The sequence below is a fragment of the Arthrobacter sp. NPDC058130 genome (assembly GCF_042884475.1).
Lineage (GTDB): Bacteria > Actinomycetota > Actinomycetes > Actinomycetales > Micrococcaceae > Arthrobacter.
Genome location: NZ_JBHVTV010000010.1, coordinates 33,863 through 57,131 on the forward strand (window position 1 = coordinate 33,863; position 23,269 = coordinate 57,131).

At 66.3% G+C, this 23,269-nt stretch carries 16 protein-coding genes; 9 read left to right on the forward strand and 7 right to left on the reverse strand.

Annotated elements, in window-relative coordinates; all coding sequences use genetic code 11:
- Positions 1-78 precede the first annotated feature (78 nt).
- Entirely contained in the window at positions 79-918 is an 840-nt protein-coding gene (nadC, locus tag ACFVTM_RS16285; RefSeq protein WP_390204839.1) for a carboxylating nicotinate-nucleotide diphosphorylase, read from the forward strand.
- Positions 915-2,117, forward strand: coding sequence for a cysteine desulfurase family protein (locus ACFVTM_RS16290; RefSeq protein ID WP_390204657.1), 1,203 nt, complete (start codon positions 915-917; stop codon positions 2,115-2,117). Before nadC ends, ACFVTM_RS16290 begins: the two co-directional genes overlap by 4 nt.
- Positions 2,118-2,207: 90 nt before the next feature.
- Here ACFVTM_RS16290 and ACFVTM_RS16295 read toward each other — a convergent pair whose 3' ends face one another.
- Together ACFVTM_RS16295 and ACFVTM_RS16300 are read right to left on the reverse strand one after the other, a co-directional pair.
- Positions 2,208-2,693, reverse strand: a complete 486-nt coding sequence (locus tag ACFVTM_RS16295) for a GtrA family protein (protein ID WP_390204658.1) — start codon at positions 2,691-2,693, stop codon at positions 2,208-2,210.
- 4 nt (positions 2,694-2,697) lie between these two features.
- Complete coding sequence (locus tag ACFVTM_RS16300; RefSeq protein WP_390204659.1) at positions 2,698-3,372, reverse strand: DUF1684 domain-containing protein; 675 nt, start codon at positions 3,370-3,372, stop codon at positions 2,698-2,700.
- 125 nt (positions 3,373-3,497) lie between these two features.
- Here ACFVTM_RS16300 and ACFVTM_RS16305 point away from each other — a divergent pair, with 125 nt between their 5' ends.
- The 3 genes from ACFVTM_RS16305 to ACFVTM_RS16315 all read left to right on the forward strand — a co-directional run bounded on the left by ACFVTM_RS16305 (position 3,498) and on the right by ACFVTM_RS16315 (position 5,835).
- Complete coding sequence (locus ACFVTM_RS16305) at positions 3,498-3,995, forward strand: hypothetical protein (protein ID WP_390204660.1); 498 nt, start codon at positions 3,498-3,500, stop codon at positions 3,993-3,995.
- Between the two features lie 154 nt (positions 3,996-4,149).
- Complete coding sequence (locus tag ACFVTM_RS16310; RefSeq protein WP_390204662.1) at positions 4,150-4,941, forward strand: hypothetical protein; 792 nt, start codon at positions 4,150-4,152, stop codon at positions 4,939-4,941.
- 90 nt (positions 4,942-5,031) lie between these two features.
- Positions 5,032-5,835, forward strand: a complete 804-nt coding sequence (locus ACFVTM_RS16315) for a transglutaminase family protein (protein ID WP_390204664.1) — start codon at positions 5,032-5,034, stop codon at positions 5,833-5,835.
- 17 nt (positions 5,836-5,852) lie between these two features.
- On the opposite strand, the gene ACFVTM_RS16320 is transcribed toward ACFVTM_RS16315, so the two are convergent.
- Entirely contained in the window at positions 5,853-6,314 is a 462-nt protein-coding gene (locus ACFVTM_RS16320; RefSeq protein ID WP_390204666.1) for a MarR family winged helix-turn-helix transcriptional regulator, read from the reverse strand.
- Complete coding sequence (locus ACFVTM_RS16325) at positions 6,314-7,438, reverse strand: LLM class flavin-dependent oxidoreductase (protein WP_390204668.1); 1,125 nt, start codon at positions 7,436-7,438, stop codon at positions 6,314-6,316. The genes ACFVTM_RS16320 and ACFVTM_RS16325 overlap by 1 nt, the downstream gene beginning before the upstream one ends.
- A 207-nt stretch (positions 7,439-7,645) precedes the next feature.
- Here ACFVTM_RS16325 and ACFVTM_RS16330 point away from each other — a divergent pair, with 207 nt between their 5' ends.
- The 4 genes from ACFVTM_RS16330 to ACFVTM_RS16345 all read left to right on the forward strand — a co-directional run bounded on the left by ACFVTM_RS16330 (position 7,646) and on the right by ACFVTM_RS16345 (position 16,597).
- Positions 7,646-9,103, forward strand: coding sequence for an MFS transporter (locus ACFVTM_RS16330; protein ID WP_390204669.1), 1,458 nt, complete (start codon positions 7,646-7,648; stop codon positions 9,101-9,103).
- 438 nt (positions 9,104-9,541) lie between these two features.
- Positions 9,542-10,813 (forward strand): diaminobutyrate--2-oxoglutarate transaminase, encoded by a 1,272-nt coding sequence (ectB, locus tag ACFVTM_RS16335; RefSeq protein ID WP_390204670.1) that lies wholly within the window; start codon positions 9,542-9,544, stop codon positions 10,811-10,813.
- Between the two features lie 111 nt (positions 10,814-10,924).
- Entirely contained in the window at positions 10,925-12,289 is a 1,365-nt protein-coding gene (locus ACFVTM_RS16340) for an aspartate kinase (RefSeq protein WP_390204671.1), read from the forward strand.
- A 60-nt stretch (positions 12,290-12,349) separates the two neighbouring features.
- Positions 12,350-16,597 carry a Pls/PosA family non-ribosomal peptide synthetase gene (locus ACFVTM_RS16345; protein WP_390204672.1) on the forward strand — a complete coding sequence of 1,416 codons (4,248 nt, stop codon included), beginning with the start codon at positions 12,350-12,352 and terminating at the stop codon, positions 16,595-16,597.
- Between the two features lie 26 nt (positions 16,598-16,623).
- On the opposite strand, the gene ACFVTM_RS16350 is transcribed toward ACFVTM_RS16345, so the two are convergent.
- The 3 genes from ACFVTM_RS16350 to ACFVTM_RS16360 form a co-directional block, all read right to left on the reverse strand.
- Positions 16,624-19,812: an efflux RND transporter permease subunit gene (locus tag ACFVTM_RS16350; protein ID WP_390204674.1), complete on the reverse strand. Its 3,189-nt coding sequence runs from the start codon at positions 19,810-19,812 to the stop codon at positions 16,624-16,626.
- Positions 19,813-19,934: 122 nt separating this feature from the next.
- Entirely contained in the window at positions 19,935-21,437 is a 1,503-nt protein-coding gene (locus ACFVTM_RS16355; protein ID WP_390204676.1) for a malate:quinone oxidoreductase, read from the reverse strand.
- Positions 21,438-21,515: 78 nt separating this feature from the next.
- A complete protein-coding gene (locus ACFVTM_RS16360) occupies positions 21,516-23,171 on the reverse strand; it encodes an ABC transporter substrate-binding protein (protein ID WP_390204840.1) in 1,656 nt (551 codons plus the stop codon).
- Positions 23,172-23,269: the final 98 nt, after the last annotated feature.

The following is a 23,269-nucleotide window of genomic DNA, read 5'->3' on the forward strand; positions in this document are numbered from 1 at the left end:
GCTCCGGAAACCGTGCCCTCCCGCACCGCGGCGCTCGCCGGAAGCCTGCCCGAAGCCGCCGTCCTGGCTGTCCTGCGCATGGCACTGCAGGAGGACGCCCCCTACGGCGACATCACCTCGCAGACGCTCATCCCCGCGCAGGCACGCGCGACGGCGGTGCTGAACGCCCGCGTACCCGGCGTCCTGAGCGGTGGCGAGGTGTTCGCCGCGGCGATGAAGCTGACCGACCCGGCCGCCGTCGTCGAACTGCTGGTTGCCGATGGCGAGGCGTTCACCGCCGGAACCGCGCTGGCCCGGGTGACCGGCAACGCCCGCGCTGTGCTGCTAGCCGAGCGTGTCGGACTGAACCTGGTCCAGCGGATGAGCGCCATCGCCACCAGGACCGCCGAGTATGTGGCGCTCGTGGCCGGCACGCGGGCGCGGATCACTGATACCCGCAAGACAACGCCGGGGCTGCGGGTGCTGGAACGCTATGCCGTGCGCTGCGGCGGCGGCGCGAACCACCGCTTCAGCCTCTCCGACGCGGTCCTGGCGAAGGACAACCACCTGGCCGTCCTCACCGGGGGTGACCCGGCCAAACTGACGGCGGTGCTGCGCGGCGCCAGGGCCCAGCTCGGCCACACGACACACTTCGAGGTCGAGGTGGACACCATGGAGCAGATCGAGCCCGTCCTCGCCGCCGGTGTGGACACCATCATGCTGGACAACTTCTCCCTGGCCGAGCTGGCCGCCGGCGTCGAACTGGTGGGCGGCCGGGCCCGCGTCGAAGCCAGCGGCAACGTCAACCTACGCACCGTGGCGGACATCGCTGCCACGGGGGTGGATGTTATCTCGATCGGCGGCCTGACCCACAGCGTCACCGCCCTGGATCTCGGGCTCGACATTGAGCTGGACGTGGACCCGGATCCCCGGTCGTGATCTTCCTCGACGCCGCGGCCACCACACCGGTCCGCCGGGAGGTGCTGGAGGCTATGTGGCCCTACCTCACCGGCGAATTCGGCAACCCGTCAAGCCACCACTCCCTCGGCGATGCCGCGGCCACGGCACTCGCCGGGGCCCGGGCTGCCGCGGCCAAGGCCCTGGGCTGCCGGTCCGGGGAAGTCGTCTTCACCTCCGGCGGCACGGAAGCGGACAACCTCGCCGTCAAGGGCATCGCCCTGGCCCGGCGCGCCGCCGACTGGCACCTGGACCGGGTGGCGATCAGCGCCGTCGAACATCCCGCCGTGGAAGAATCCGCCCGGTATCTCCAACGCGTTCATGGCTTCGCCGTCGACGTGATCCCCGTGGACCGCTTCGGTCAGGTGACTGAAGAAGCCCTGGCCGAGGTCCTCGGTCCCAGGACGGCGCTGGTCAGTGTCATGTACGCCAACAACGAGGTGGGCACGGTCCAGCCGGTCGCCCGGCTCGCGGCGCTGGCCCGCTCCTGCGGAATCCCGTTCCACACCGATGCCGTCCAGGCTGCCGGGTGGCTGCCGCTGGACACTGCCGCGCTGGGCGTGGATGCACTGAGCATCTCCGGCCACAAGCTGGGCGCACCCAAAGGCAACGGCGCGCTGTTTGTCCGCGGGCGGGTCCGGGTTGAACCGCTGGTCCACGGCGGGGGCCAGGAGCGCGGCCGCCGTTCCGGCACCGAAAACGTCGCCGGTGCCGTGGCGCTGGCGACGGCGTTGACGCTGGTCCGGCAGACGGCGCCGGACCCGTCATCCGGCCCGGCCGCGGACACTTCATCCGGTGCTTCATCCGGCCTCGCCGGGCACGTCGCGGCACTCCGGGACGGGTTTATTGACGCCGTCCTGTCCGGTGTTCCCGGGGCGATCCTCACCGGCCACCCCACCGAGCGGCTGCCCTCGGTGGCGTCCTTCTGTTTCCCGGGCACCAGCGGCGAGTCTGTGCTGCTGGAACTCGAACGCCAGGGAGTCATCTGTTCGAGCGGTTCCGCCTGTGCCGCCGGCTTGGATGCGCCGTCGCCGGTGCTGCTGGCCATGGGCATCGAGCCCGAGGTCGCCCAGACGGCGGTGCGGTTCAGCTTTGATTCGACCATCACGGCACCGCAGCTGCAGGAGGCCGCGGCCGCCGTGCGCACCGCCGTCGGCAGCGTCCGCTCCCTCGGCGTCTGAACCCCCGTTGCGCTATCACCTATGGCTGTTCCCGGGCGTCCGGAGCAGCGATAAGTGATAGCGCAACCCGGGGTTGGGCTCTTGCCGGGGTCAGCGGTGGCGGGCGCGGCGGAAGATCCAGTGCCGCAGCATCGTGAACCGCACGGCTGTGGCGGCGAACCCGGAGAGGGTTGTGGTCCAGAGTTCCTCGGCCACGGTGGCATCCGGGTTGACCCAGTGCAGGACGGCCAGGCTGCCGCCGGTGATCAGCAGCGCCACCAGGATCACGATCAGGCCGTTGAGGTGATCCCGCTTCATCCGGCGGCGTTCTGTGATCTTGAATGTGAGGCGCCGGTTGAGGGCCGTATTCATGAAGGACGTCAGAATCAGGGCCGCGGCGTTGGCAGGCTGGGCCCCGAACCACGGCCGGGAGAGGGCATACAGGGCCAGGGATGTCAGCGTACAAACAATCCCGACGCCGGTGAAGCGGATGAGTTGCCGGACCACGGGGTAGCGGAGGATTCCGCGGTAGCGTTTGGGGTTCTGCCCGCGGACGACGGCGGGGGCAGGGGCCTGCTGTTCGAGCTGGGACTCCATCCGCTCAGTACAGCTCGCCCACGGGGATCTCCACGGCCAGCCGGTTCGCCGGACCCGCGAGGGGACATGCCCAGGCTTCGTTGTAGGCGCAGGAGGGGTTGTAGGCGAAATTGAAGTCCAGGACGAATTCGGCCTCGGGGCCGGAGCCGCGCACGCCGTGGAAGGCCCCCTTGATGGTGTCCAGGAGGTAGCGCCCAGCGCCGTAGCTGCCGCCGGGCTGGCCGGCGGTGGCGTCACGGAACGGCACAAAGATGCCGCCGCCGTAGCCCCTGAGCTTCCAGACGGCGAGTTGACCCATTTCGGGAAGGTCGAAGGTTCCCAGCCGCACGAACCGGACCAGGCCGTCGGTGCCGGTCTCCACGTTCATCTCCCGGCCGGCGCCCTCGGGGGTCAGCGGGATATGGAAGCGGTAGATCGGATCGTAGTCCGCCGTCTTCAGGCCGTCGAAGCTGGCCTTGGCCTCGGCCGTCAGGGCGGAGGCCGGGTGGGTGCCGAACATGCGGTCCCGCTCATGGCGCCAGTAGGAATGGGCTTCCGCCGGGTTGTCCGCGGCGATCTTGCGCGTGCTGGCATAGAGGGCAAATGTCCGCAGCCGCCAGTCCGCGATATCGAGCGCCGACATTCCTGCCACGTCACCCAGGTCACCAGGATGCGTTCCGTCAAAGTGCTGTTCGGCCATGCCCCCAGCGTATCGGCTTTCGCGAGACCGAAATTTGGCGCTGAATTTTTGCCCTGGATTCCGGGGCCGGACCCGGCCGTAGGATCACCCGTTCCGGCGGGCCGTCCAGCCGTAGACTTTCGCCCATGCGCAACCCCCTGCAGAACACGGCCGCCAGCCATTCCGATAAAAGCGCCGGCGACACAGAGTCCCGTAAGGCTGACACAAAGGGCGGCCCGCAGGGCAGCACCCCAGGCAGTGCAGGGCGCGCGGCGGCCTCGCTGGCTGAGCTGGTGAGGTACCGGACCGTCTCACGCCGGGCTGAGGTGTCACCCCGGGCCGACGGGTCACGCCGGGCCGACGGGGAGGAGACGGCCGAGTTTGAGGCCTTCATCGCGGCACTGTCCCGGCTGTATCCGGCGATCCACGCTGCCCTTGACCTGGAACGCGTCTACGGGCATGCCCTCCTGTACCGCTGGCCCGGCAGCGCCTTGGCGGAAGACCCAGCGGCGGCGACGCGCCCGTCCGTGCTGATGGCGCACTACGACGTCGTCCCGCCAGGCGACCCGGGGGAGTGGACGCAGCCGCCCTTCTCCGGCCACAACGACGGCACCCTCCTGTGGCGGCTCCCTGCACGCCGTTGACGAGAAGATTGCGCTGGAGACCCTGGAGCAAGGGGTCCGCTTCTACGAAACACTGATGCGGGGACTCTGAGCCGGGCGGCACCCCGGCTACGCTGGCATCATGACCGGGACGTCCCTTTCCAGAGGATCAGGCCCCGCCGGGATACGGGGCGCTGTGCTGCGCACAGGCCTGGCGCTCGCGGTCGCGGGAGCAGCCCTGTCGGGCTGCAGCAGCGACGGCAAGGGGGCGCCCGTCTGGACTGCGGGGAGCAACGCCGCAGGCAGCGCCACAGCCGGTGCGACAGGGAGTCCGACGTCGAGTGCCGGGCCGGCGTCGGCACCGCCGGGCAGCGCATCCGCCACTGCAGGCACCAGTGCGGGCCCGAGCGCTGCGGCGTGGAAAGTGTTTACCGATCCGGCAAAGACCGTCAGTTTTGAGGTGCCGCAGGACTGGATTGTCCAGTCCGTCGCTCCCGATCCGGGCACGCTGCCCGGCGCGCTGAAAATCACCGTCAAGGACGCCGACGGCGTGTACCTGGCCACCTTGCAGACCGGCCTTGCCCCGCAGAGTGCCCCGGCGTGCCCGGACGGGGCAGCACGGAACTACGTCGTGGTCAGCAGCGTTCCCGTTGACCTGCCGCACGCGGACGGCGAAGGGACCATCGATCCGCACGTGGTGTTCCGGGTCATCCAGGGCTACAAGTACTTCGGCTCCTACGGCATCACGAATGTGGTGGGCGGCTCCGGCGGCAAGAGCTGCGCGCTGCAGAATGTGGTCCGTGGCCCGGCCGGCAAGGGGGACTATTCCTTTGGGGACCTCACGGTGCTCAAGACGTTGGCCCCGGACCAGAAGGTCGCCCCCGCGAAGGCGTTCGACACTCTCGACCAGGCGGCCAAGTACGTCAACGAGGGTTCCGAATTCGCCAACGTCCAGCGGATGCTAATGTCTCTGGAGATCAAAAACTAGTCCCGCCCCACCCGCACATCCCCGGGCCGCTGACGGTGACTTCCCAGCTGCCCTCACCTCACATCCCACATCCCGGAGATACGGAGATAAATGGAACGCGCCGTAGCCGCCCGCCTGGCCTTCAAGACCGTTGCCGAGACCAAGGTGGCCCTCGCTGTGGCAGTGGCCCGGAACGCCGGCTACGACTCCCTGGAAGAGTCGCTCACGGTGACCGCGGGAGGCCAGGACGTGCCGCTGACCGAACTCACGGACCATCACGGCGGGCGCTTCCACTACATGGAGTTCGCCGAACCCACCGAAGTGCTGGTCGAGTACTCGGCCGCCGTCACTGGCTTCGCCCTGCCCGAGGAACCGGGGCTCATGGAACTGATCCGCTACGTCCGGCCCAGCCGGTACGCGGAGTCGGACCGGCTCCTGCCGACCGCCTATGCCGAATTCGGGGGACTCCAGGGCGAGGAACTGCTCCACGCCGTCCGCAACTGGGTCTTCAGCGAACTGCGCTACGTCAGCGGATCCTCGCGCGGGACCGACGGCGCCGTCGAAACCCTGCTGCACCGCCGCGGTGTCTGCAGGGACTTTGCCCACCTCGCCATTGCCCTGCTGCGCTCCAAGAACGTCCCGGCCCGACTGGCCGCTGTCTATGCCCCCGGCCTGACCCCGATGGACTTCCACGCCGTGGCCGAAGCCCACATCAACGGCGCCTGGCACGTCATCGATCCCACCGGGCTGGCGCCACGGGAGAGCCTGCTGCGGATCACGGCCGGACGCGATTCCTCGGACACCGCATTCCTGTCCACCGTGGGCGGCAGCCTCTCCCTGCAGGAACTGAGCGTCACCGCGGTTGTCGATGAGCTGCCGGTGGAAGACCCGACTGAGCTCGCCGCCATCCACTAGGCGGCGCGGGCCGCCGCTCAGCGCACGGTGACTGAGGCGCGGAGCTTCTCGGTCAGCCGCAGCAGTTCCTGCTGTTCGGCGGCGGAGAGGGCCGGGCCCACGAGCGCAGCGATGTCGCGCACGTGTTCCCGGCCGATCTGTTTCTGCAGGTCCAGCCCGGCCTCGGTAAGCCGGATGAGGATCCCGCGGCCGTCGTCGGGTGCCGGTGTCCGTTCGAGGAGCCCGCGCTTTTCGAGCCGCTCCACCAGCCGGCTCAGGCTGGACTGGCTCAGCAGGACGTTGTCGTTGAGCTCGTTCAGGCGCAGCCACCCGGAGGGGCACCGGGAGAGCGTGAAGAGGACGTCGTATTCATTCAGCGCCAGGGCCTTGAACGCCGGCGCCGCCTGCAGCTTGCGCATCACCGCCACCTGGGCCCGGAACAGGGATTCCCAGGTTTCCGCGGCCAGGCGCACCGGCGATTCCGTGGTTTTGGCGGACATTACGCGTCCTGGCTGGTGGACTCCGCCGCGGCGGCGTCCACGGTGCCAGCTGCCAAAGCCGCGGCCACCCGGCCGGCGTGCGTCGGCGGTTCCGGGACATGTGCGGGCCTGAGTGCGGCATATTCCTTGCGCAGCACCGGCAGCACCTCTTCGCCGAACAGGTCCAGCTGTTCCAGGACAGTCTTCAGCGGCAGGCCGGCGTGGTCGATCAGGAAGAGCTGGCGCTGGTAGTCGCCGAAGTACTCCCGGAACGTCAGGGTCTTTTCGATCACTTCCTGCGGGCTTCCGACGGTCAGCGGGGTCTGGGAGGTGAAGTCCTCCAGCGACGGGCCGTGGCCGTAGACCGGGGCGTTGTCGAAGTACGGGCGGAACTCCTTGACGGCGTCCTGGGAGTTCTTCCGCATGAAGAACTGGCCGCCGAGGCCAACAATGGCCTGGTCCGCCTTGCCGTGCCCGTAGTGCTCATAGCGGTCGCGGTACAGGCCGATCAGCTGCTGGTAGTGCTCCTTGGGCCAGAAGATGTTGTTGGCGAAGAAGCCGTCACCGTAGTACGCCGCCACTTCGGCGATCTGCGGCGTGCGGATGGAGCCGTGCCACACGAAGGGCGCGACGCCGTCGAGCGGGCGGGGCGTGGACGTGAAGTTCTGCAGCGGCGTGCGGTGCTTGCCGGACCAGTTGACGGTGTCCTCGTCCCAGAGGCGGCGCAGCAGGGAGTAGTTCTCGATCGCGAGCTCGATCCCGTCCTGGATGTTCTTGCCGAACCACGGGTAGACCGGAGCGGTGTTGCCGCGGCCCAGCACCAGGTCCACGCGCCCGTCCGAGAGGTGCTGGAGCATCGCAAAGTCCTCCGCGATCTTCACCGGGTCATTGGTGGTGATCAGCGTGGTGGCCGTGGACAGGATGATCCGCTCCGTCTGGGCGGCGATGTACGCGAGCGTGGTGGTGGGGGAGGAGGAGAAGAAAGGCCGGTTGTGGTGCTCGCCGAGGGCGTAGACATCCATGCCGATCTCTTCGACCTTCTTGGCGATCGCCACGGACGCTTTGATGCGCTCGTGCTCCGTGGGGGTGCGGCCCGTGGTGGGGTCGGTGGTGATGTCGCTGACGCTGAAGACGCCGATCTGCATGATGTGCCTTTCCGTGGCCGTCTGATCCGGGAACTGTTTTCACTATACCCGATTTACATGCATTTGCATGTATCGATGGCTATAACATCCGGCGCGGCCGATTATTCCCGGCTCTTCCGGCCGGGTTTGCCGCCTGCGCCCGGAGCACGGGCCTAGGATGCAATCAATCGGCTGGCCGCGAGGTGCCCGCCCGCCCGGAAGGCCCCCATGCGACGAGTCGTAGCTTTTCTGTGTCTGGTGGAACTCACCAGCGGAATCCTGCAGGGCTATTACACGCCCATCCTCACCGACATCGCCCGGCACCTGGGGATCCACGACGCCGACGTCAACTGGTTCGAGGCCGCCCAGCTCATGGTCAGCGCCCTCGCCGTGCCGGTGCTGGCCAAGCTGGGCGACATGTACGGGCACCGGAAAATCCTGCTGGTGTCCACCCTGGTCACCGCCGCGGCCTCCTGGGGTGTCGCGCTCGCCCCGGACTTCTGGACCTTCCTGGCCGCCTGGTCATTCCAGGGCTTCTACGTGGTCTGGCTGCCGCTGGAAATCGCCCTGATCTTCAGCCGCGTCCATCAGCTGCCCGACGGCGCCGCACGGACCCGGCGCGCCGCCGGCGTTCTGGTCGGGGCGCTGGAGGCCGGCGTCATCGCCGGGGCACTGGCCGCCGGTGCGCTCGTGGAAGTCTTCGACGGGCAGCTGCAGCTTGTGCTGCTGGTTCCCGCGCTGGCGGTATCCGCGTGCTGGTTCGCCATCCGGTTTGGCGTGCCCGAGTCCCGTGAGCGCAGCGGAGGCCGCGTGGACACCCGCGGGTTCACCCTGCTCGCCGTCGGACTGCTGCTCATCACCTCTGGTCTGACGTCCATGCGCCTCAACGGAGCCGGCGCGTGGTGGCCGTGGGCGCTGGCCGCGGCAGGGGCCCTGGTGTTTATTCCGTTTGCGCGGCTGGAGCTGCGCGCGGCCGATCCGCTCGTGGACATCAGGACGCTGCGGGGCAAGTCCATGTGGCCGGTCCAGCTGACCGCCGGGCTGTTTGGCGTCTCGGTCCTGGGCGCACAGGCTCCGTTGTCCACCTTCGCCCGGACCGACCCCGCGCTGCACGGCTACGGCCTCGGGCTGCGGGCCGGGCAGGTCTCCGTCATCATCGGCGTGTACGTGCTGGGGCTCCTGGTGGGGGCGCTGCTGTATCCGGTGATCACCCGCCGGCTTACCCCGCGTTGGACTCTGGTGGGCGCCGCAGGGTTCGTAGGGTTGGGCTATCTGCTGTTCCTGCCGTTCCATGGCAGCCTCGCCGAGGCGCTGGCGAACATGGCGATCGCCGGCGTCGGCTCCGGGGCACTCGTCGCGGCGCTGCCCTCGGCGGCTGCCGCGGCTGCGCCCCTCAACCGCACCGCAATGGCCACGGGCCTGACCAACACCACGAAGACCATCGGCGGGGCATTTGCCTCCGCCGTGTTCGGGATCGCCCTGCTCAGCCACGTCCTCGCCGACGCCGTGGCCGGACCTGGGGACTCCGTGCAGACCGCGGCGCCGCTCGTCGGGTACCTCACGGTATGGACCATCTGCGGGGTGACAGGGCTGGCCGCGGCTGCCGCACTGGTGCTGGTGCCGCGGCTGGCATTCTCCGATCCGGCCACGGCAGCCGGTGCGCCCCTCCCTGCCGGCTCGCGTTAGCCTCTGCCGTGAACGGAAAACCCAGGCCATAGAGTACCGATGTCGAGTAGCCGGCGCCGGTGCATCCGGCGCCACGTCCACGGATGGTCGGACGCCAGCGACTTTTCCAAGTACCCGGGGTTCCCATATCACAGGATCTCCGGGGATGCGGGTAGTTTCACAGCCGTTTGGGCGGAAAAAACAGGTACCCGCTACTCAGGTGCAGTGAGTTTCCTGAGTTTAAGATAAGAAACGATAAGCATCCGGGCAGACTTAACTGATCTGCCCAGTTCACGTATAGGCAACGTCCATACGTGATTAAATACGGGCCCAGTGAAAGCAATAGCCAGTGCGCCGCAGAAGACGCTCTGTTTCCTTTCCGCGCCCGTTATCAGGAAGCCTGGGTGATGTTTACGCTCAGGAAACTTCGCTAGTCGGAAGTGCGGGGGACATCGACAGATGGACATCTTTGAAAGTTTGGAGTCAGAGGTTCGCACCTATTGCCGCAATTGGGACACGGTGTTTGAGCGTGCGGGCGGCAGCAGCCTCTACAGCGAGGACGGCAGAGAGTATCTGGACTTCTTTTCCGGCGCCGGAGCACTGAACTACGGACATAACAACCCGGTACTGTTGCAACCGCTGGTGGACTATCTGCTCTCCGGTTCAATCATTCATTCACTCGACATGAAAACGCCTGCCAAGCGGCGCTTCCTGGAAACATTCCAGGAGCTGATCCTCAGGCCCCGGAGCCTGGACTATAAAGTTATGTTCCCCGGCCCGACGGGAACTAACTCCGTGGAAGCGGCCCTGAAGCTCGCCCGCAAGGTTACCGGCAGGCAGCATGTCGTGAGCTTCACGAATGCATTCCACGGGATGACGCTTGGCTCATTGTCCGTTACGGGCAATTCAATGAAACGGCAGGGAGCCGGCGTTCCGCTAACGAACACGTCCAGCATGCCCTATGACGGATTCTTCGACGGGCAAGTGCCGGACTTTCTGTGGCTCCGCCAGGCACTGGAGGACAGGGGCTCTGGGATCGACAAACCCGCCGCAGTGATCGTGGAAACCGTCCAAGGGGAGGGCGGGCTCAGGGCCGCCCGGGCATCATGGCTCCGGGGCCTTGCGGAGCTGTGCCGCCAGCATGACATCCTGCTGATCGTTGACGATGTGCAGGCCGGATGCGGACGGACTGGAACCTTCTTCAGCTTTGAGGAGGCGGCCATTACCCCGGATATCGTCTGCCTGTCCAAGTCCATCTCCGGCTTTGGACTGCCTTTGGCACTGACACTGTTCAAACCCGGATTGGACATCTGGAAGCCTGGCGAGCACAACGGAACATTCCGTGGGCACAACCCGGCCTTCGTCACGGGCGCAGCCGCCTTGGAACACTATTGGCAGGACGGCAGCTTTCAATCGAACGTAGCGGGACTCATTGCACAGCTGCACGAGGGGCTCGCACAGATCGCAGCGGCCGTCGAAGGCGCCACCGTCCGTGGCCGGGGACTGCTCGCGGGGGTCTACTACCCCAACCCTGCGACGGCGGAGAAGATCGCGGCCGAATCGTTCGCCCGTGGCCTGCTCGTGGAAACGTCCGGCCCGGAAGGCGAGGTCGTCAAGACGATGCCGGCGCTGACGATCAGTCCTGCCGATCTGCAGAAGGGACTCGATATTCTCGCTGCCGCCGCGGTGTCTGTGACCGGAGAGCCGGTGGTCTTGGCATCAACTGTTTGAGCATCAGCAAAAGGGGGCTCAAAGGGGGAGTACCGCTCGCAAGAATCGAAGCAGATTTTGGGGAGAGAAATGGGTACCCGCAAGGCAATAGCGGTTTATGAAAGTGATCTATTGGAAACTGACCGGGCAATTCGCCCGGGAACCGTCATCGTACAAAAGTTTGGTGGTTCGTCCCTGGCTGATGCCGCGGGTATCCTCCGTGCAGCCGAACGGATAGCCAAGACCCGGACCAACGGATATCAGGTCGTGGCGGTGGTGTCCGCCATGGGGGATACCACCGACGAACTCTGCGACCTCGCCGCCGAAGTTTCCGCCCGGCCGCTCCCCGTTGACCTCGATGCCCTCCTGAGCATCGGCGAACTTGTGTCCTCGGCCCTTTTGGCGATCGCGCTGGCGGATCTTGGCCAGCTGCCGCGAACATTTACCGGCAGCGCGGCCGGCCTCATTACTGACAACATCCATGGCAAGGCACACATCACTGATGTCAGGCCGGACCGCGTCCGCACAAGCTTGGCCCATGGCGAAGTCCCCATCGTTGCAGGATTCCAGGGCAGGACGAAGAAACGGAACAAGGTGACCACGCTCGGTCGCGGTGGCTCGGATCTCACCGCTGTCGCGCTGGCCGCGGCACTTGGGGCTGATATTTGCGAAATCTACACGGACGTCGACGGCGTCTACACCGCGGACCCCCGCGTTGTCCCGACAGCCCGAAAAATCGAAGTCCTCTCGAGCGAGGAAATGCTGGAGTTTGCGGCCTCCGGGTCAAAGGTGCTGCATCTGCGGTGTGTTGAATACGCCCGCCGGTTCGGTATTCCGATCCATGTCAGGTCCTCGTTCGTGCCGGAAACAGGGACCCTGATCCTGCCTGGCCTCGACCGCCATCCAGTGCACCAGCCCGCCAGGGAGCAACCTGAGATAACCGGAGTAGCCGGAGTCAACTCGGCATCGAAAATCACCGTTGTTGGACTTCCGGACGAACCGGACGCCGTTGCCAGCATCCTCAATGTGCTGTCGCGTTCCGGGGCGCACGTCCAGAAGATTGTCCAGAACACGGCCAGCCCAGGCTCAAGCCGTTCCAACGTTGCCCTGATCGTTCCTGCAGCCCAGGCAAGTTCCGCGCTGGCCGTGCTGCATGCTGAAAAGGCAACCATAGGGTTCCGCGGCTTGCAGCACGACGGCCAGGTGGGCAGGGTGTCCGTCACCGGCCTGGGCATGCGGTCGTCACCGGAAATCTTCTGCACATTCCTCAAGGCCCTGTCCGACGCAGACGTGGACCTCGATCTCGTCGACATCTCCGAGACCTCCGTGGGAGCCATTACCCAAGCCGACCGGCTGGCCGATGCCGAGCGTGCCGTCCGGCTGGCGTTCGGCATGGCCCCGGCAGACGAGCACACCGGCACGGGACACATCGACAACCTCGCGCGCGCTGTCTACCCCCGGCCGGCAAACGGACTGCGGTCTCTGGCAGGGATATGACCCCTGCCCCGCAGGGTGGCAGATCAATGGCGCGTCACGTCAAGCGAAGGAGCGAAAACGATGGGCAAAACCGCGAGGACGGGCAGCAACCTCACCCTCCCCCCGGAGCTGCGCGGCAAAATGTCCATGAACGGCAGCTCGGCGGGGGGAACAATCCTGACGTCGGCCGCTCCGGATCAAACCGCCCGCTGGCATCGGGGCGAACGGCTGGATCAGCTCTTCGAGGATCGCTGCGACCTCTTGCGGGACGAGGGGCTCGGTGCCCGGGTCGCCGTCGATGCAGGCGCCATCGTCTTGACGTACGCCCAGCTGGATGAGCGCGCGAATCAGCTCGCGCGGCACCTGCTGCTGTGCGGTGCCCGGCCGGGAGACCGCATCGCACTGCTGTTTGATCAGCCATGGCGGGCCTACGTGGCGATGCTCGCCGTGTTGAAGATCCACGCTGCCTACGTTCCCCTGGATCCGGGATTTCCTCCTGACCGGCTCAAGTACATTGTTGAAGACGCCGATGCGGCGATGATCCTGTCTGTGTCGCATTTGCGGGATCTGCTGCCCGAAGTTGCCGCTGTCACCGTGTGCCTTGATGATGTGCAGGAACAGGTCGACGCCAAGGACTCCTCGCGGCTGAACCGTGCGGACATGGGCGGAACCACGGACGAACTGGCCTACATCATCTACACCTCTGGTTCCACTGGCCGGCCCAAGGGCGTGGCCGTGGAACATGCCAGCATCTGCAACTTCGTCCGCGTCGCCGCCGCGCACTACGGCATCGAGCCCACGGATCGCGTGTACCAGGGCATGACCATCGCGTTCGATTTTTCGGTCGAGGAAATCTGGGTCTCCTGGATGGCCGGAGCCACCCTGGTGCCCAAGCCAAAGGGGCCCAACCTCCTTGGTGCCGATCTCGCCGAGTACCTCACCGAAAATAAGATTACGGCCCTTTGCTGTGTTCCGACGCTGCTGGCAACCATCGACGAGGACCTGCCCGGCCTGAGGTTCCTGCTGGTCTCCGGCGAGGCGTGCCCGAAGGATCTGGTCACACGCTGGCACCGCCCGGACCGCCGCTTCCTGAACGTCTACGGGCCGACTGAGGCGACGGTTACCGCCACCTGGGCCCTGCTTGATCCCGACGGACCCGTCTCACTGGGTGTGCCGCTTCCGACGTATTCGGCGGTCATCCTCGACCCGGATGGGTGCCGCGCGCTGCCCCACGGCGAATCCGGGGAAATAGGCCTTGCCGGAGTGGGCCTGGCACGGGGCTACGTGAACCGGCAGGACCTGACGGAACGGGCCTTTGTCCCGGATTTCCTCGGTATCGTCAATAATCCCTCCGGGCGGATCTACCGCACCGGGGACCTTGGCAGGATCAATGACCGCGGGGAACTCGAGTACTTCGGCCGGATCGACACCCAGGTCAAGATCCGCGGGTACCGGATCGAGCTGACTGAAATCGAATCCTGCCTCCTGCAGCTTCCCGGCATCGCGCAGGGGGTTGTTCAGACCTTCGAGCCCGAGCCGGGAGTGGTGGAACTGGCCGCGTATTACACCCTCCGCCAGGACATCGAGAGCATCGATGCCCAGGACCTCCACCGGATGCTGCGGACCAGGTTGCCCGGCTACATGGTCCCTGCCTACTTCGAAGAGATGGACGCCATTCCCATGATGCCCAGCGGCAAAGTGGACCGGAAGTTGCTGCCCCGGCCCGCGCGCAGGCTCAGCCTGGCGGCCGCCGGGTCCTACACCGCCCCGGCAAACGCCGCCGAGGAAGCCCTGGCCGGCCAGCTCGGGACAGTGCTGGGGCTCGAGAAGGTGTCCGTCGATGCGCACTTTTTCAACGACCTGGGCGCGGACTCACTACTAATGGCACACTTTTGCGCCCGCGTCCGAAAGGACACGGACCTGCCGCCGGCGGCGATGCAGGACATCTACGAAAACCCCACCGTCCGCCAGCTCGCCGCGTATCTCCAGGCACTCCAGACCAGGCAACTTGAATCGGCACTGGCCCAGACGACGACCCCGGCCGGTCCGGCGGCTACTCAACCGGTGCGGCCGCCGAGCACGTTCCAGTACGTCATGTGCGGGGTAGTGCAGCTGCTGATTTTTCTGGGGTACACCACGTATGCGGCCGGCCTGCTGCTCATCGGCTACCAATGGACGGCCGGAGGGAGCAACCTGTTTGACATGTGGTTGCGGTCCATCGGGTTCGGCGCCGCCACTTTCCTCATCCTGTCCGTGACACCGATCCTCGCCAAGTGGGTTCTGGTGGGGCGGTGGAAGCCGGTACAGATCCGAATCTGGAGTCCGGGCTATCTGCGGTTCTGGGCTGTGAAGACCCTGACGCGCGCTAATCCCATGGTGCTGTTCGTCGGCTCGCCGCTCTATGTGCTGTACCTGCGGCTCCTCGGGGCAAAGATCGGCAAGGGCGTCGTGATCCTCTCCCGGAAGGTGCCGGCCTGCCCGGACCTGTTTACGGTCGGCGACAACACCGTCATCCAGAAAAACTCCTCATTCCTCTGCTACCGGGCATCCTCGGGTGTGATTGAGACCGGACCAGTGACGCTGGGCAAGAATGTCCTGGTGTCGGAGAAAACCACCCTGGACATCGGTACCTCGATGGGAAACGACACCCAGCTCGGACACAGCTCGTCGTTGCAGACCTCGCAGGCCGTACCAGATGGACAAATCTGGCACGGCTCGCCGGCGGCGCGCACCAATACCGACTACCTGCGGGTCCCGGCCGCGAAGTGCAGTACGCGCCGCAGAGTCATTTTCAGCCTGCTCCAGTTGTTCAACCGGCTCGTCCTGGTGGTTCCCGCCGCCGTCCTCGCGCTGGCGGCGCTCCTGCCGACCTACCTGAGCAGCGGGCACCTGCAGCTGGGCAATCCGAACTTCTTCCTCGACGTGCTCGGCGTGACGCTGGTGCTGTACGTGGTCGGGCTGGTCACCGGCTTGATCATCGTCTTCACCATCCCCCGGCTGCTCAACCGCTTCCTCAAGCCGGAAAAGGTCTATCCGCTGTACGGCGTGCACTTCACCATCCAGCGGATGGTCTCCCGAATGTCCAACGTCCGGCTGTACAAGGACGTCTTTGGCGACAGCTCCTACATCGTGCACTACCTCCGGGCGCTGGGGTACAAGCTCGGCAAAGTGGAACAGACCGGGTCAAACTTCGGACCCACCCTGGCCCACGAGTCGCCGTACCTGAGCTCGGTGGGGACAGGAACGATGGTCGCTGACGGCCTCAACATGATGAACGCCGACTTCACCAGTACGTCGTTCCGCCTCTCACAGGTCCGAATCGCCGGCCACAACTTCCTCGGCAACGCCATCACCGTTCCGATCGGATCCCGCGTCGGGGACAACTGCCTGTTGGCCACGAAAGTGATGATCCCTATCGACGGCCCGGTCCGGACGGACGTGGGCCTGCTCGGGTCGCCGCCGTTCGAGATTCCCAGGTCTGTCCAGCGTGATGGCCAGTTCGATGAAAAGAAGATGGAGGAGGCCAAGAACAGGGCCCTCCCGGCAAAGAACCGGCACAACATCCTGAGCATGGTGCTGTTCCTGGCCGTGCGCTGGTTCCTGCTGTTTGTTGCCACGCTCTGCGGCGCCCTTGCCGTGTCCGCCTTCAGCGTACTCGGTGTGTTCGCCATCGCGGCCATGATGCTCGCCATGCTGGTGTTCCGTGTACTGATTTTGGTGGTCGTGGAGCGCTCGGTCATGGGCTTCCGCCACCTGAAGCCGCAGTACTGCTCGATCTACGACCGCTACTTCTGGCGGCACGAACGGCTATGGAAGCTGCTTGCCATGCCGGGCTTCAACGGAACACCCTTCAAGCCCCTGATCTGGCGGATGCTGGGTGTCAAGGTTGGCAGGCGGCTCTACGATGCCGGCGCCAACATGCCGGAGAAAACACTCGTGGCGATCGGTGATGACTGCGCCTTGAATGAAGGATCAACCATTCAGGGCCACTCTATGGAGGACGGCGCCTTCAAGTCGGACCGCATCCGTCTCGGCAACCGCTGCACCGTTGGCGTGGATGCCTGGATCAACTACGGCGTGACGATGCAGGACGGCGCAGCCCTGGGGGCCGACGCCCTGCTCATGAAGGGCGAAGACGTCCCGGAAAATGCAAGCTATACCGGCAACCCGGCCCGCGAGGTGATGATCCCCGCCATGCCGGAGCCACGCGGGGCCGGGACCATCAGCGGGCCACGCCACAGGAACACCGTCGCCACGCAGGGTGGGTTCATGAGGCTGCCAAGGGTGGCCCACGGGTCACACCGGTCAGTGCGGACCACCACGCACTGACCGGGCCGGACCCAGCCCCGGAGTCGCTAGTGCGACCCGGTTGGCAGGGGAGCGTCTTCGGGGAAGTCGTCCGGGAAGTCCTCGGCCGCGGCCGCCGGCGCGGAATGGCGGCCGCGGGGCAGCGACTTCTGCAGGGCCTTGCGCTCACGCCGTCCTTCCACGAGCCGGTACAGCACCGGCACCAGGATCAGAGTGAGGGCCGTGGAGGAGATCAGGCCGCCGATCACCACGATCGCCAGGGGTTGGGAGATGAAACCGCCGCCGCCGGTCAGGCCCAGTGCCATTGGCGTCAGCGCGAACACCGTGGCCAGGGCCGTCATGAGGATCGGGCGGAGGCGCTGCCGGGCGCCGTGCGTAATCGCGTCCGCCACGGCCATCCCGGGCTCCCCGTTGCGGGGCTGGCGGTACTGGTTGATGAGGTCGATCAGCACAATCGCGTTGGTCACCACGATGCCAACGAGCATCAGCATGCCGATCAGTGACGGCAGTCCCAGCGGCACCCCGGTCACCACGAGCAAGGCGATGGCCCCGGTCGCGGCGAACGGGACGGAGACCAGCAGGATCAGCGGCTGTACAAGGGACTTGAACGCAGCCACCATGATCACGTAGACGATCGCGACGGCGGCCAGCAGCGCGAGCCCCAATTGCCGGAACGAATCGGCCTGCTGCGTCGTGGCGCCTCCGATCGTGGCGGTGACCCCCGGCGGCAGCTGGACCGACTTGAGGCGGTTCTGCACCTCGGTGCTGACCGCTCCGAGGTTGGCGCCCGACGGCGTCACCGAGACCCGTGCGGTCCGCTGGCCGTTGCTGGCGGTGATGGAGATCGGGACGTCCACCTGTTCCACGGAAGCGATGCTGCCCAGCGGCACTGTGCCGGCCGCCGTCGGGAGCGGGATCGCGCGGACGGCGTCGATGCTCGTGAACCGGGTGCCGTCGCCGATCCGGACCGGGAAGTCGTTGGTGTCGATGCGGACTGTCCCGGCCGGGATCGGGCTGATGGTGGCGGCCAGGACCCCGGCCACGCGCTCTTCGTTCAGGCCGGCCGCGACGGCCTTGGCCCGGTCCACCTTGACCTGGACCACCGGCTGGCTGGCGGCCAGGTTGGTGGCCACTTCGCCGCTGCCCGGAACCCCGTCCATGGCCTTGACCATGGCGTCACTCGCGGCCCGGAGGTCAGCAGTGGTGGCCGCCTTGAGGGTGATGTCCACGGTCGAGGACGTGCCGAAGCCGCCCTGCTGGGACCCGACGGTGATCTTGCCGGCGTCGCCGAGCTGGGCGAGCTCGCTGCGGACGGTGTCCTGGAGTTTGCCCTGGTTGGCTTTTTCGTCCGTCACCACCGTGAACGTCGAGTTCGACGCGCCGCTGGAGAGCAGGGCCGAGAAACCGGTCTGGGCGTTGCCGGTGGTGGACTGGACGTCCTTGATCCCGTCGATGCCCCGCAGGACGTCCTCGACCCGGATGGCTGAGGCGCTGGCCTCGGACAGGCTGGTGCCCGCCGGCAGGGCCTGCTTGACGGTCATGCTGTTCTCGCCGGAGCGGCCCAGCAGGTCGGTGGCGAGCAGCGGGGACATCGCCACGGTTCCGCCGAGCACCAGTGCCGCGGCGATCAGCGTGAGGACGGGGTGCCGCTGGGTTCCGGAGAGGACGGGCAGGTACCCGCGCTGCAGGAGCGTGCGCTGCTCGGCCTCATGCGCCTTGGCAGCAATGCGGGCGGAATCAGCGGCGGAACCGGCGGAACCGGCAGTGGGCGTGCGCAGGAACCAGTACGCCAGCACCGGCACGATCGTCAGCGAGACCAGCAGGGAGGAGAGCAGGGCGATGGTGACAGTGAGGGCGAACGGCCGGAACAGCTCGCCGGCCAGATCGCCGACGAAGGCGATCGGCAGGAAGACGGCCACCGTGGTCAGTGTGGATGCGGTGATGGCTCCGGCCACTTCGCGGACGGAGGTCAGGATCGCCGTGATCTTGGTTTCGCCGTAGCTCAGGTGCCGTTTGATGTTTTCGATGACCACGATCGAGTCGTCCACCACGCGGCCGATCGCGATGGTGAGCGCGCCAAGGGTCAGGATGTTGAGCGAGTAGCCGGTGGCCGAGAGCCCGATGAACGTGATCAGCAGGGACAGCGGGATGGACACGGCCGTGACCAGGGTGGAGCGCACGGACATGAGGAACACCAGGATCACGGCGACGGCGAAGCCCAGGCCCAGCAGGCCCTCGGTGGTGAGGTCCTTGATCGATTTCTCTATGAACGGGGCCTGGTCGAAGACCGGGGTGAACTTGGCGTTGGAGCCCAGCTGGGCCTCGAGCTGTGGGATGGCGTCCTTGACCGCGTGCGAGATCGCCACCGTGTCGCCGTCGGGCTTCTTGGTCACGGACAGGGCGAGGGTTTCCTTGCCGTTCGTGCGCGTGATGGAGGTGCGGGCGTCCTCGACCAGGCTGACGTCGGCCACGCTGCCGATCGTCGCCGCATCGCGGGCCGAGCCCAGGGGGAGGGCCTTGATGGCGTCGAGGGAATCCACCGGGCTGCCGATCTGCAGCGAGAGGGTCTTGCCCTGTTCCTCGATGGTGCCGGCCGGAACCAGCGCACCGTTGTTCTTCAGCGCGTCACTGATGGACTGGAGATTCGCGCCCGACGCCGCCAGGTCCCCTGCCCGCGGCAGGATCCGGATGTGCTGGGTGGCGCCGCCGGTGACGTCGGCGCCCCTCACGCCGTCGAGCTTCTGCAGCCGGGGGACACTGAGCCGGGCGAGGTCGGCGTTCAGTTCGCTGAGCGGCTTGTCCGAGGACACGGCCAGGAACACGATCGGGAAGTCACTGATGCTCCCGGCGATCGCCTGCGGCTGGACGTCCTTCGGCAGGGCCTGCTTGGCGTTGGAGATGGCACGGTCGATCTGGTTCCGCGCGCGGTCCAGGTTGGTGCCGTACGTGAACGCCAGGGTGATCTGGGAGACGCCGTTCCGCGAGGTCGACGACGTCGACTCCAGGCCCTCGACGCCGTTGAGCGCCGTTTCCAGCGGGGCGCTGATCTGCTTGTCGACGACTTCCGGCGACGCGCCGGGCATCGAGGAGATGACGGTGATCTGCGGGAACTCGATGGACGGGATGAGCTCCTGCTTCAGCGAGGACATCGTGATCACGCCGAACACCGACGCGAACACCGTGATCAGCGCGATCAGGGCCCGGTTGGCGAGGGACAGCTTTGCGAGCCGGAACATCTCATGGTCTCCTGGTGGGTCGGCGACATACTGCACAGCAGGACATCAAAGCGCAGGGACGTCAAAGAGTTGCAGCCGGTCCCAGACCAGCAGTGTAAACCAGCCGCCGCTCCGCTCCGGGCTTAGTTGCGGGCGGAGACCTGTTCGAGTTGCAGCGTCTTGGCCGTCTCGGCCTCCAGCTGCGCGGCGAGCTCAGGGTTGTCGTTGAGCTTGATGCCGTAACCGGGCATCATGTCCTTGAGCTTGGACTGCCAGCCCTTGAAGTTCTTGGGGAAGGACTTCTGGAGCAGTTCGATCATGATCGGCACGGCCGTGGACGCGCCCGGGGACGCGCCGAGGAGGGCGCCGATGCTGCCGTCGCGTCCGGCGATGACCTCGGTGCCGAACTGCAGCACGCCGCCCTTCTTCGGGTCCTTCTTGATGATCTGGACCCGCTGGCCGGCGGTGATGAGCTCCCAGTCGCCGTCCTTGGCCTCGGGGTAGTACTCCCGCAGGGCCTCGACCTTGTCGCTGTGGCGCTTGGCGACTTCCTTGACGAGGTAGGCGGTGAGGTCCATGTTGTCCTTGGCCACGGCCAGCATCGGGATGATGTTGGAGGGGCGGATGGACAGCGGCAGGTCCAGGTAGGAGCCGTTCTTGAGGAAGTTCGTGGAGAACCCGGCGTAGGGGCCGAACAGCAGGGAGCGCTTGCCGTTGACGTAGCGCGTGTCCAGGTGCGGCACGGACATGGGCGGGGCGCCGACTGATGCCTGGCCGTAGACCTTTGCGCTGTGCTGGGCCGCGAGGCTCTCGTCGGTGCAGCGGAAGAACTGGCCGGAGACCGGGAAGCCGCCATAGCCCTTGCTTTCCGGGATGCCGGAGGCCTGGAGGAGGTGCAGGGCGCCGCCGCCGGCGCCGACAAACACGAACTTCGCGTGGATGGAGCCGTGCTCGCCGCTTTCGGCGTGCTTGAGCGACAGGTCCCAGCCGCCGTCGGACGCGCGCTTGATGTCGCTGACTTTGTGACCGTAGTTGATCTCCACGCCGTTGTTGCCCAGGTAGGTGGTCAGCTCCCGGGTCAGGGCGCCGAAGTCGACGTCGGTGCCCTCGGCGGCGCGGGTTGCCGCTACGCGCTGCTTGGGGTCGCGGCCCTTGACGATCAGCGGAGCCCACTTGGCGATCTGGGCGTGGTCCTCGGAGTACTCCATCGAGCGGAACAGCGGGTTCGGCTTGAGTGCCTCGTAGCGGGTGCGGAGGAACTTGGTGTGGTCCTCGCCGATCACGAAGCTCATGTGCGGAACCGTGTTGATGAAGCCCTTGGGGGAGCCGATCAGGGAATTCGAGACCAGGTGGGACCAGAACTGGCGGGAGAGCTGGAACTGCTCATTGATGTTCAGGGCCTTGCTGGGGTCCACCGAGCCGTCTTTGGCTGCGGGGGAGTAATTAAGCTCACACAGTGCGGCGTGGCCGGTGCCGGCGTTGTTCCAGGGGCCGGAGCTTTCCAGTCCCGGCTCGTCGAGCTTCTCGAACAGGGAGATGGTCCAGTTCGGCTCAAGCTGCTTGATGAAAGCACCGAGAGTGGCACTCATGATGCCGCCGCCAATCAGGACGACGTCGGCATGTTGGGTCTTGGAAATGAAAGTCACAATCAGTCTCCGATAGCAGCGGCTCTGGCTGTCACAGAATATCCCGCACCGCCCACTAACTGAAATTGGCCCCGGGCGTCAAGGCTTTAGCTCGACCTTTGTGAAAACTTCATTAAGCACCGGCGACGCAGGGTACTTCAGGACTCTGTCTGAGAGCGCCAGAGCGGAGATCGGGTACGCGATCGGAACGGCCGGCACCGTGGCCGCGATCTGGGCATTGATGGTCTGGTATTCCGAAGTGCGGTCCTTGCCGTCCGGCAATCCCCGGGCCCGGGCGATCTTGGAGAAGACCTGGGGATCCTGGTAGCCGAATTCGCCGGTGTTCTCGCCGAAGAGCGGGCCCACGAAGTTGTCAGGGTCCGAATACGAGCCGTTCCAGCCGAGCAGGTGCAGGGCGTGGTCACCCGGGGAGGTGACCTTCTGCAAGTAGCCGTCGGCCCAGTCCACCGGGACCGGCTTGATGTTGAGCCCGACGGCGGTCAGTTGCCGGCTGATTTCGGCGTACACCTTTTCCGGCGTGGGCAGGTAGGGCCGGGTGACGTTGAGCGGATAGTAGAACTTCAGCTCCTCGCCCTTGTAGCCGGCCTCGGCCAGGAGTTCCTTGGCCTTGTCCGGGTTGTAGCCGAGCGCTGCGGCGTTGTTGTTGAAGCCGCTGAGCTTGGGCGGGACAAACTGGGACGCCTGGGCTGTGTTGTCGATGAAGAAGCGGCGGATCAGGGTGTCCTTGTCCAGCGCCATCTCGATCGCCTGGCGCACCTTGAGGTTCTGCAGGATGGGGACTTCCTGGTTCATGCCCAGGTACATGACGGAGAACGGGTCCCGCTGGATGATCTGCTTCCCGCTCTTGACCAGCTGGTCGAAGTTGCCCACGGTGACGGCGTCGTAGGCGTCGATCTTGCCGTCCAGCAGCGCCTGCATCCGGGTCTGCGGGTGATCGTAGGTCACGAACTTGATGGTGCCGATCTGCCCCTTGTCCCCCCAGTAGTCCTTGTTGCTGGACAGGGTGACGCTGCCCGGGTCCCAGGAGTCGAAGACGTACGGTCCGGTGCCCACGGGGTGGAGGCCGTAGGCGGACACCGGCTGGCCGCCGCGGCTCTGGTCCAGGACGTCCGCGTGCTGCGCTGCAAGGGCCTTGGGCGAAGAGATCGCGAAGGCAGGGAGCGTGAGGGCCTGGAGAAATCCTGTGAAGGGCTGGGTGAGGGCGATCCGTACATTGTCCGGGGCCACAGCGGTGCAGCCCTTATAGATGGACAGCGGCGCCTGGTCCGCATGGGCCTTGAACACGCCCTTGAACGTGGTGCCGCTGGCCTTCTGGCGGAGCGCGGGAGAGAAATTGAACCAGCGGTTGAAGTTGGTGCAGACCGCGGCGGCATCGAACGGCGTCCCATCCTGGAACGTGACGTTCTCGCGCAACTTGAACGCGTAGGTTCGGCCCTCATCGTTCTGGGACCATTCTGTGGCCAACAACGGCGTGGGCTGGCCGGTGGTCTGGTCGACGCCCACAAGGCCCTCCAGCACCTGGCGGGTGACGCGGTAGGACTCGACGTCCGAGACCAGGGCGGGATCGAGGCCCAGAGGATCCGAGCCGGTGCCGAACGTGAAGGTGGCGGTGGGTGCCGAGCTGGGCGTGGGCGTGGGGCTCGCGGAGCTGGGTGCCGGGCCGAGGGTGCCCGTGCAGGACGCAAGCGGCAGCACAAGGAGTGCGGCCCCGATGCTGGCGGCGATCCGCCGCATTGTCCTGCTGGGCACTGTACTGCTGGGCACTCGAGAATCACCTCTGGGGAACTGGATGGGCCGCCGGCTGCGGAACAGCCCCAGTCTAGTTGACAGCG

Bases quoted from the DNA above. Each gene is read 5' to 3' on its own strand.
- nadC (WP_390204839.1), top strand. From the start codon at position 79: ATGGCACTGCAGGAGGACGCCCCCTACGGCGACATCACCTCGCAGACG.
- ACFVTM_RS16295 (WP_390204658.1), bottom strand. From the start codon at position 2,693: ATGGAGTCCCAGCTCGAACAGCAGGCCCCTGCCCCCGCCGTCGTCCGC.
- ACFVTM_RS16300 (WP_390204659.1), bottom strand. From the start codon at position 3,372: ATGGCCGAACAGCACTTTGACGGAACGCATCCTGGTGACCTGGGTGAC.
- ACFVTM_RS16305 (WP_390204660.1), top strand. From the start codon at position 3,498: ATGCGCAACCCCCTGCAGAACACGGCCGCCAGCCATTCCGATAAAAGC.
- ACFVTM_RS16315 (WP_390204664.1), top strand. From the start codon at position 5,032: ATGGAACGCGCCGTAGCCGCCCGCCTGGCCTTCAAGACCGTTGCCGAG.
- ACFVTM_RS16320 (WP_390204666.1), bottom strand. From the start codon at position 6,314: ATGTCCGCCAAAACCACGGAATCGCCGGTGCGCCTGGCCGCGGAAACC.
- ACFVTM_RS16325 (WP_390204668.1), bottom strand. From the start codon at position 7,438: ATGCAGATCGGCGTCTTCAGCGTCAGCGACATCACCACCGACCCCACC.
- ACFVTM_RS16330 (WP_390204669.1), top strand. From the start codon at position 7,646: ATGCGACGAGTCGTAGCTTTTCTGTGTCTGGTGGAACTCACCAGCGGA.
- ectB (WP_390204670.1), top strand. From the start codon at position 9,542: ATGGACATCTTTGAAAGTTTGGAGTCAGAGGTTCGCACCTATTGCCGC.
- ACFVTM_RS16345 (WP_390204672.1), top strand. From the start codon at position 12,350: ATGGGCAAAACCGCGAGGACGGGCAGCAACCTCACCCTCCCCCCGGAG.
- ACFVTM_RS16350 (WP_390204674.1), bottom strand. From the start codon at position 19,812: ATGTTCCGGCTCGCAAAGCTGTCCCTCGCCAACCGGGCCCTGATCGCG.
- ACFVTM_RS16360 (WP_390204840.1), bottom strand. From the start codon at position 23,171: ATGCGGCGGATCGCCGCCAGCATCGGGGCCGCACTCCTTGTGCTGCCG.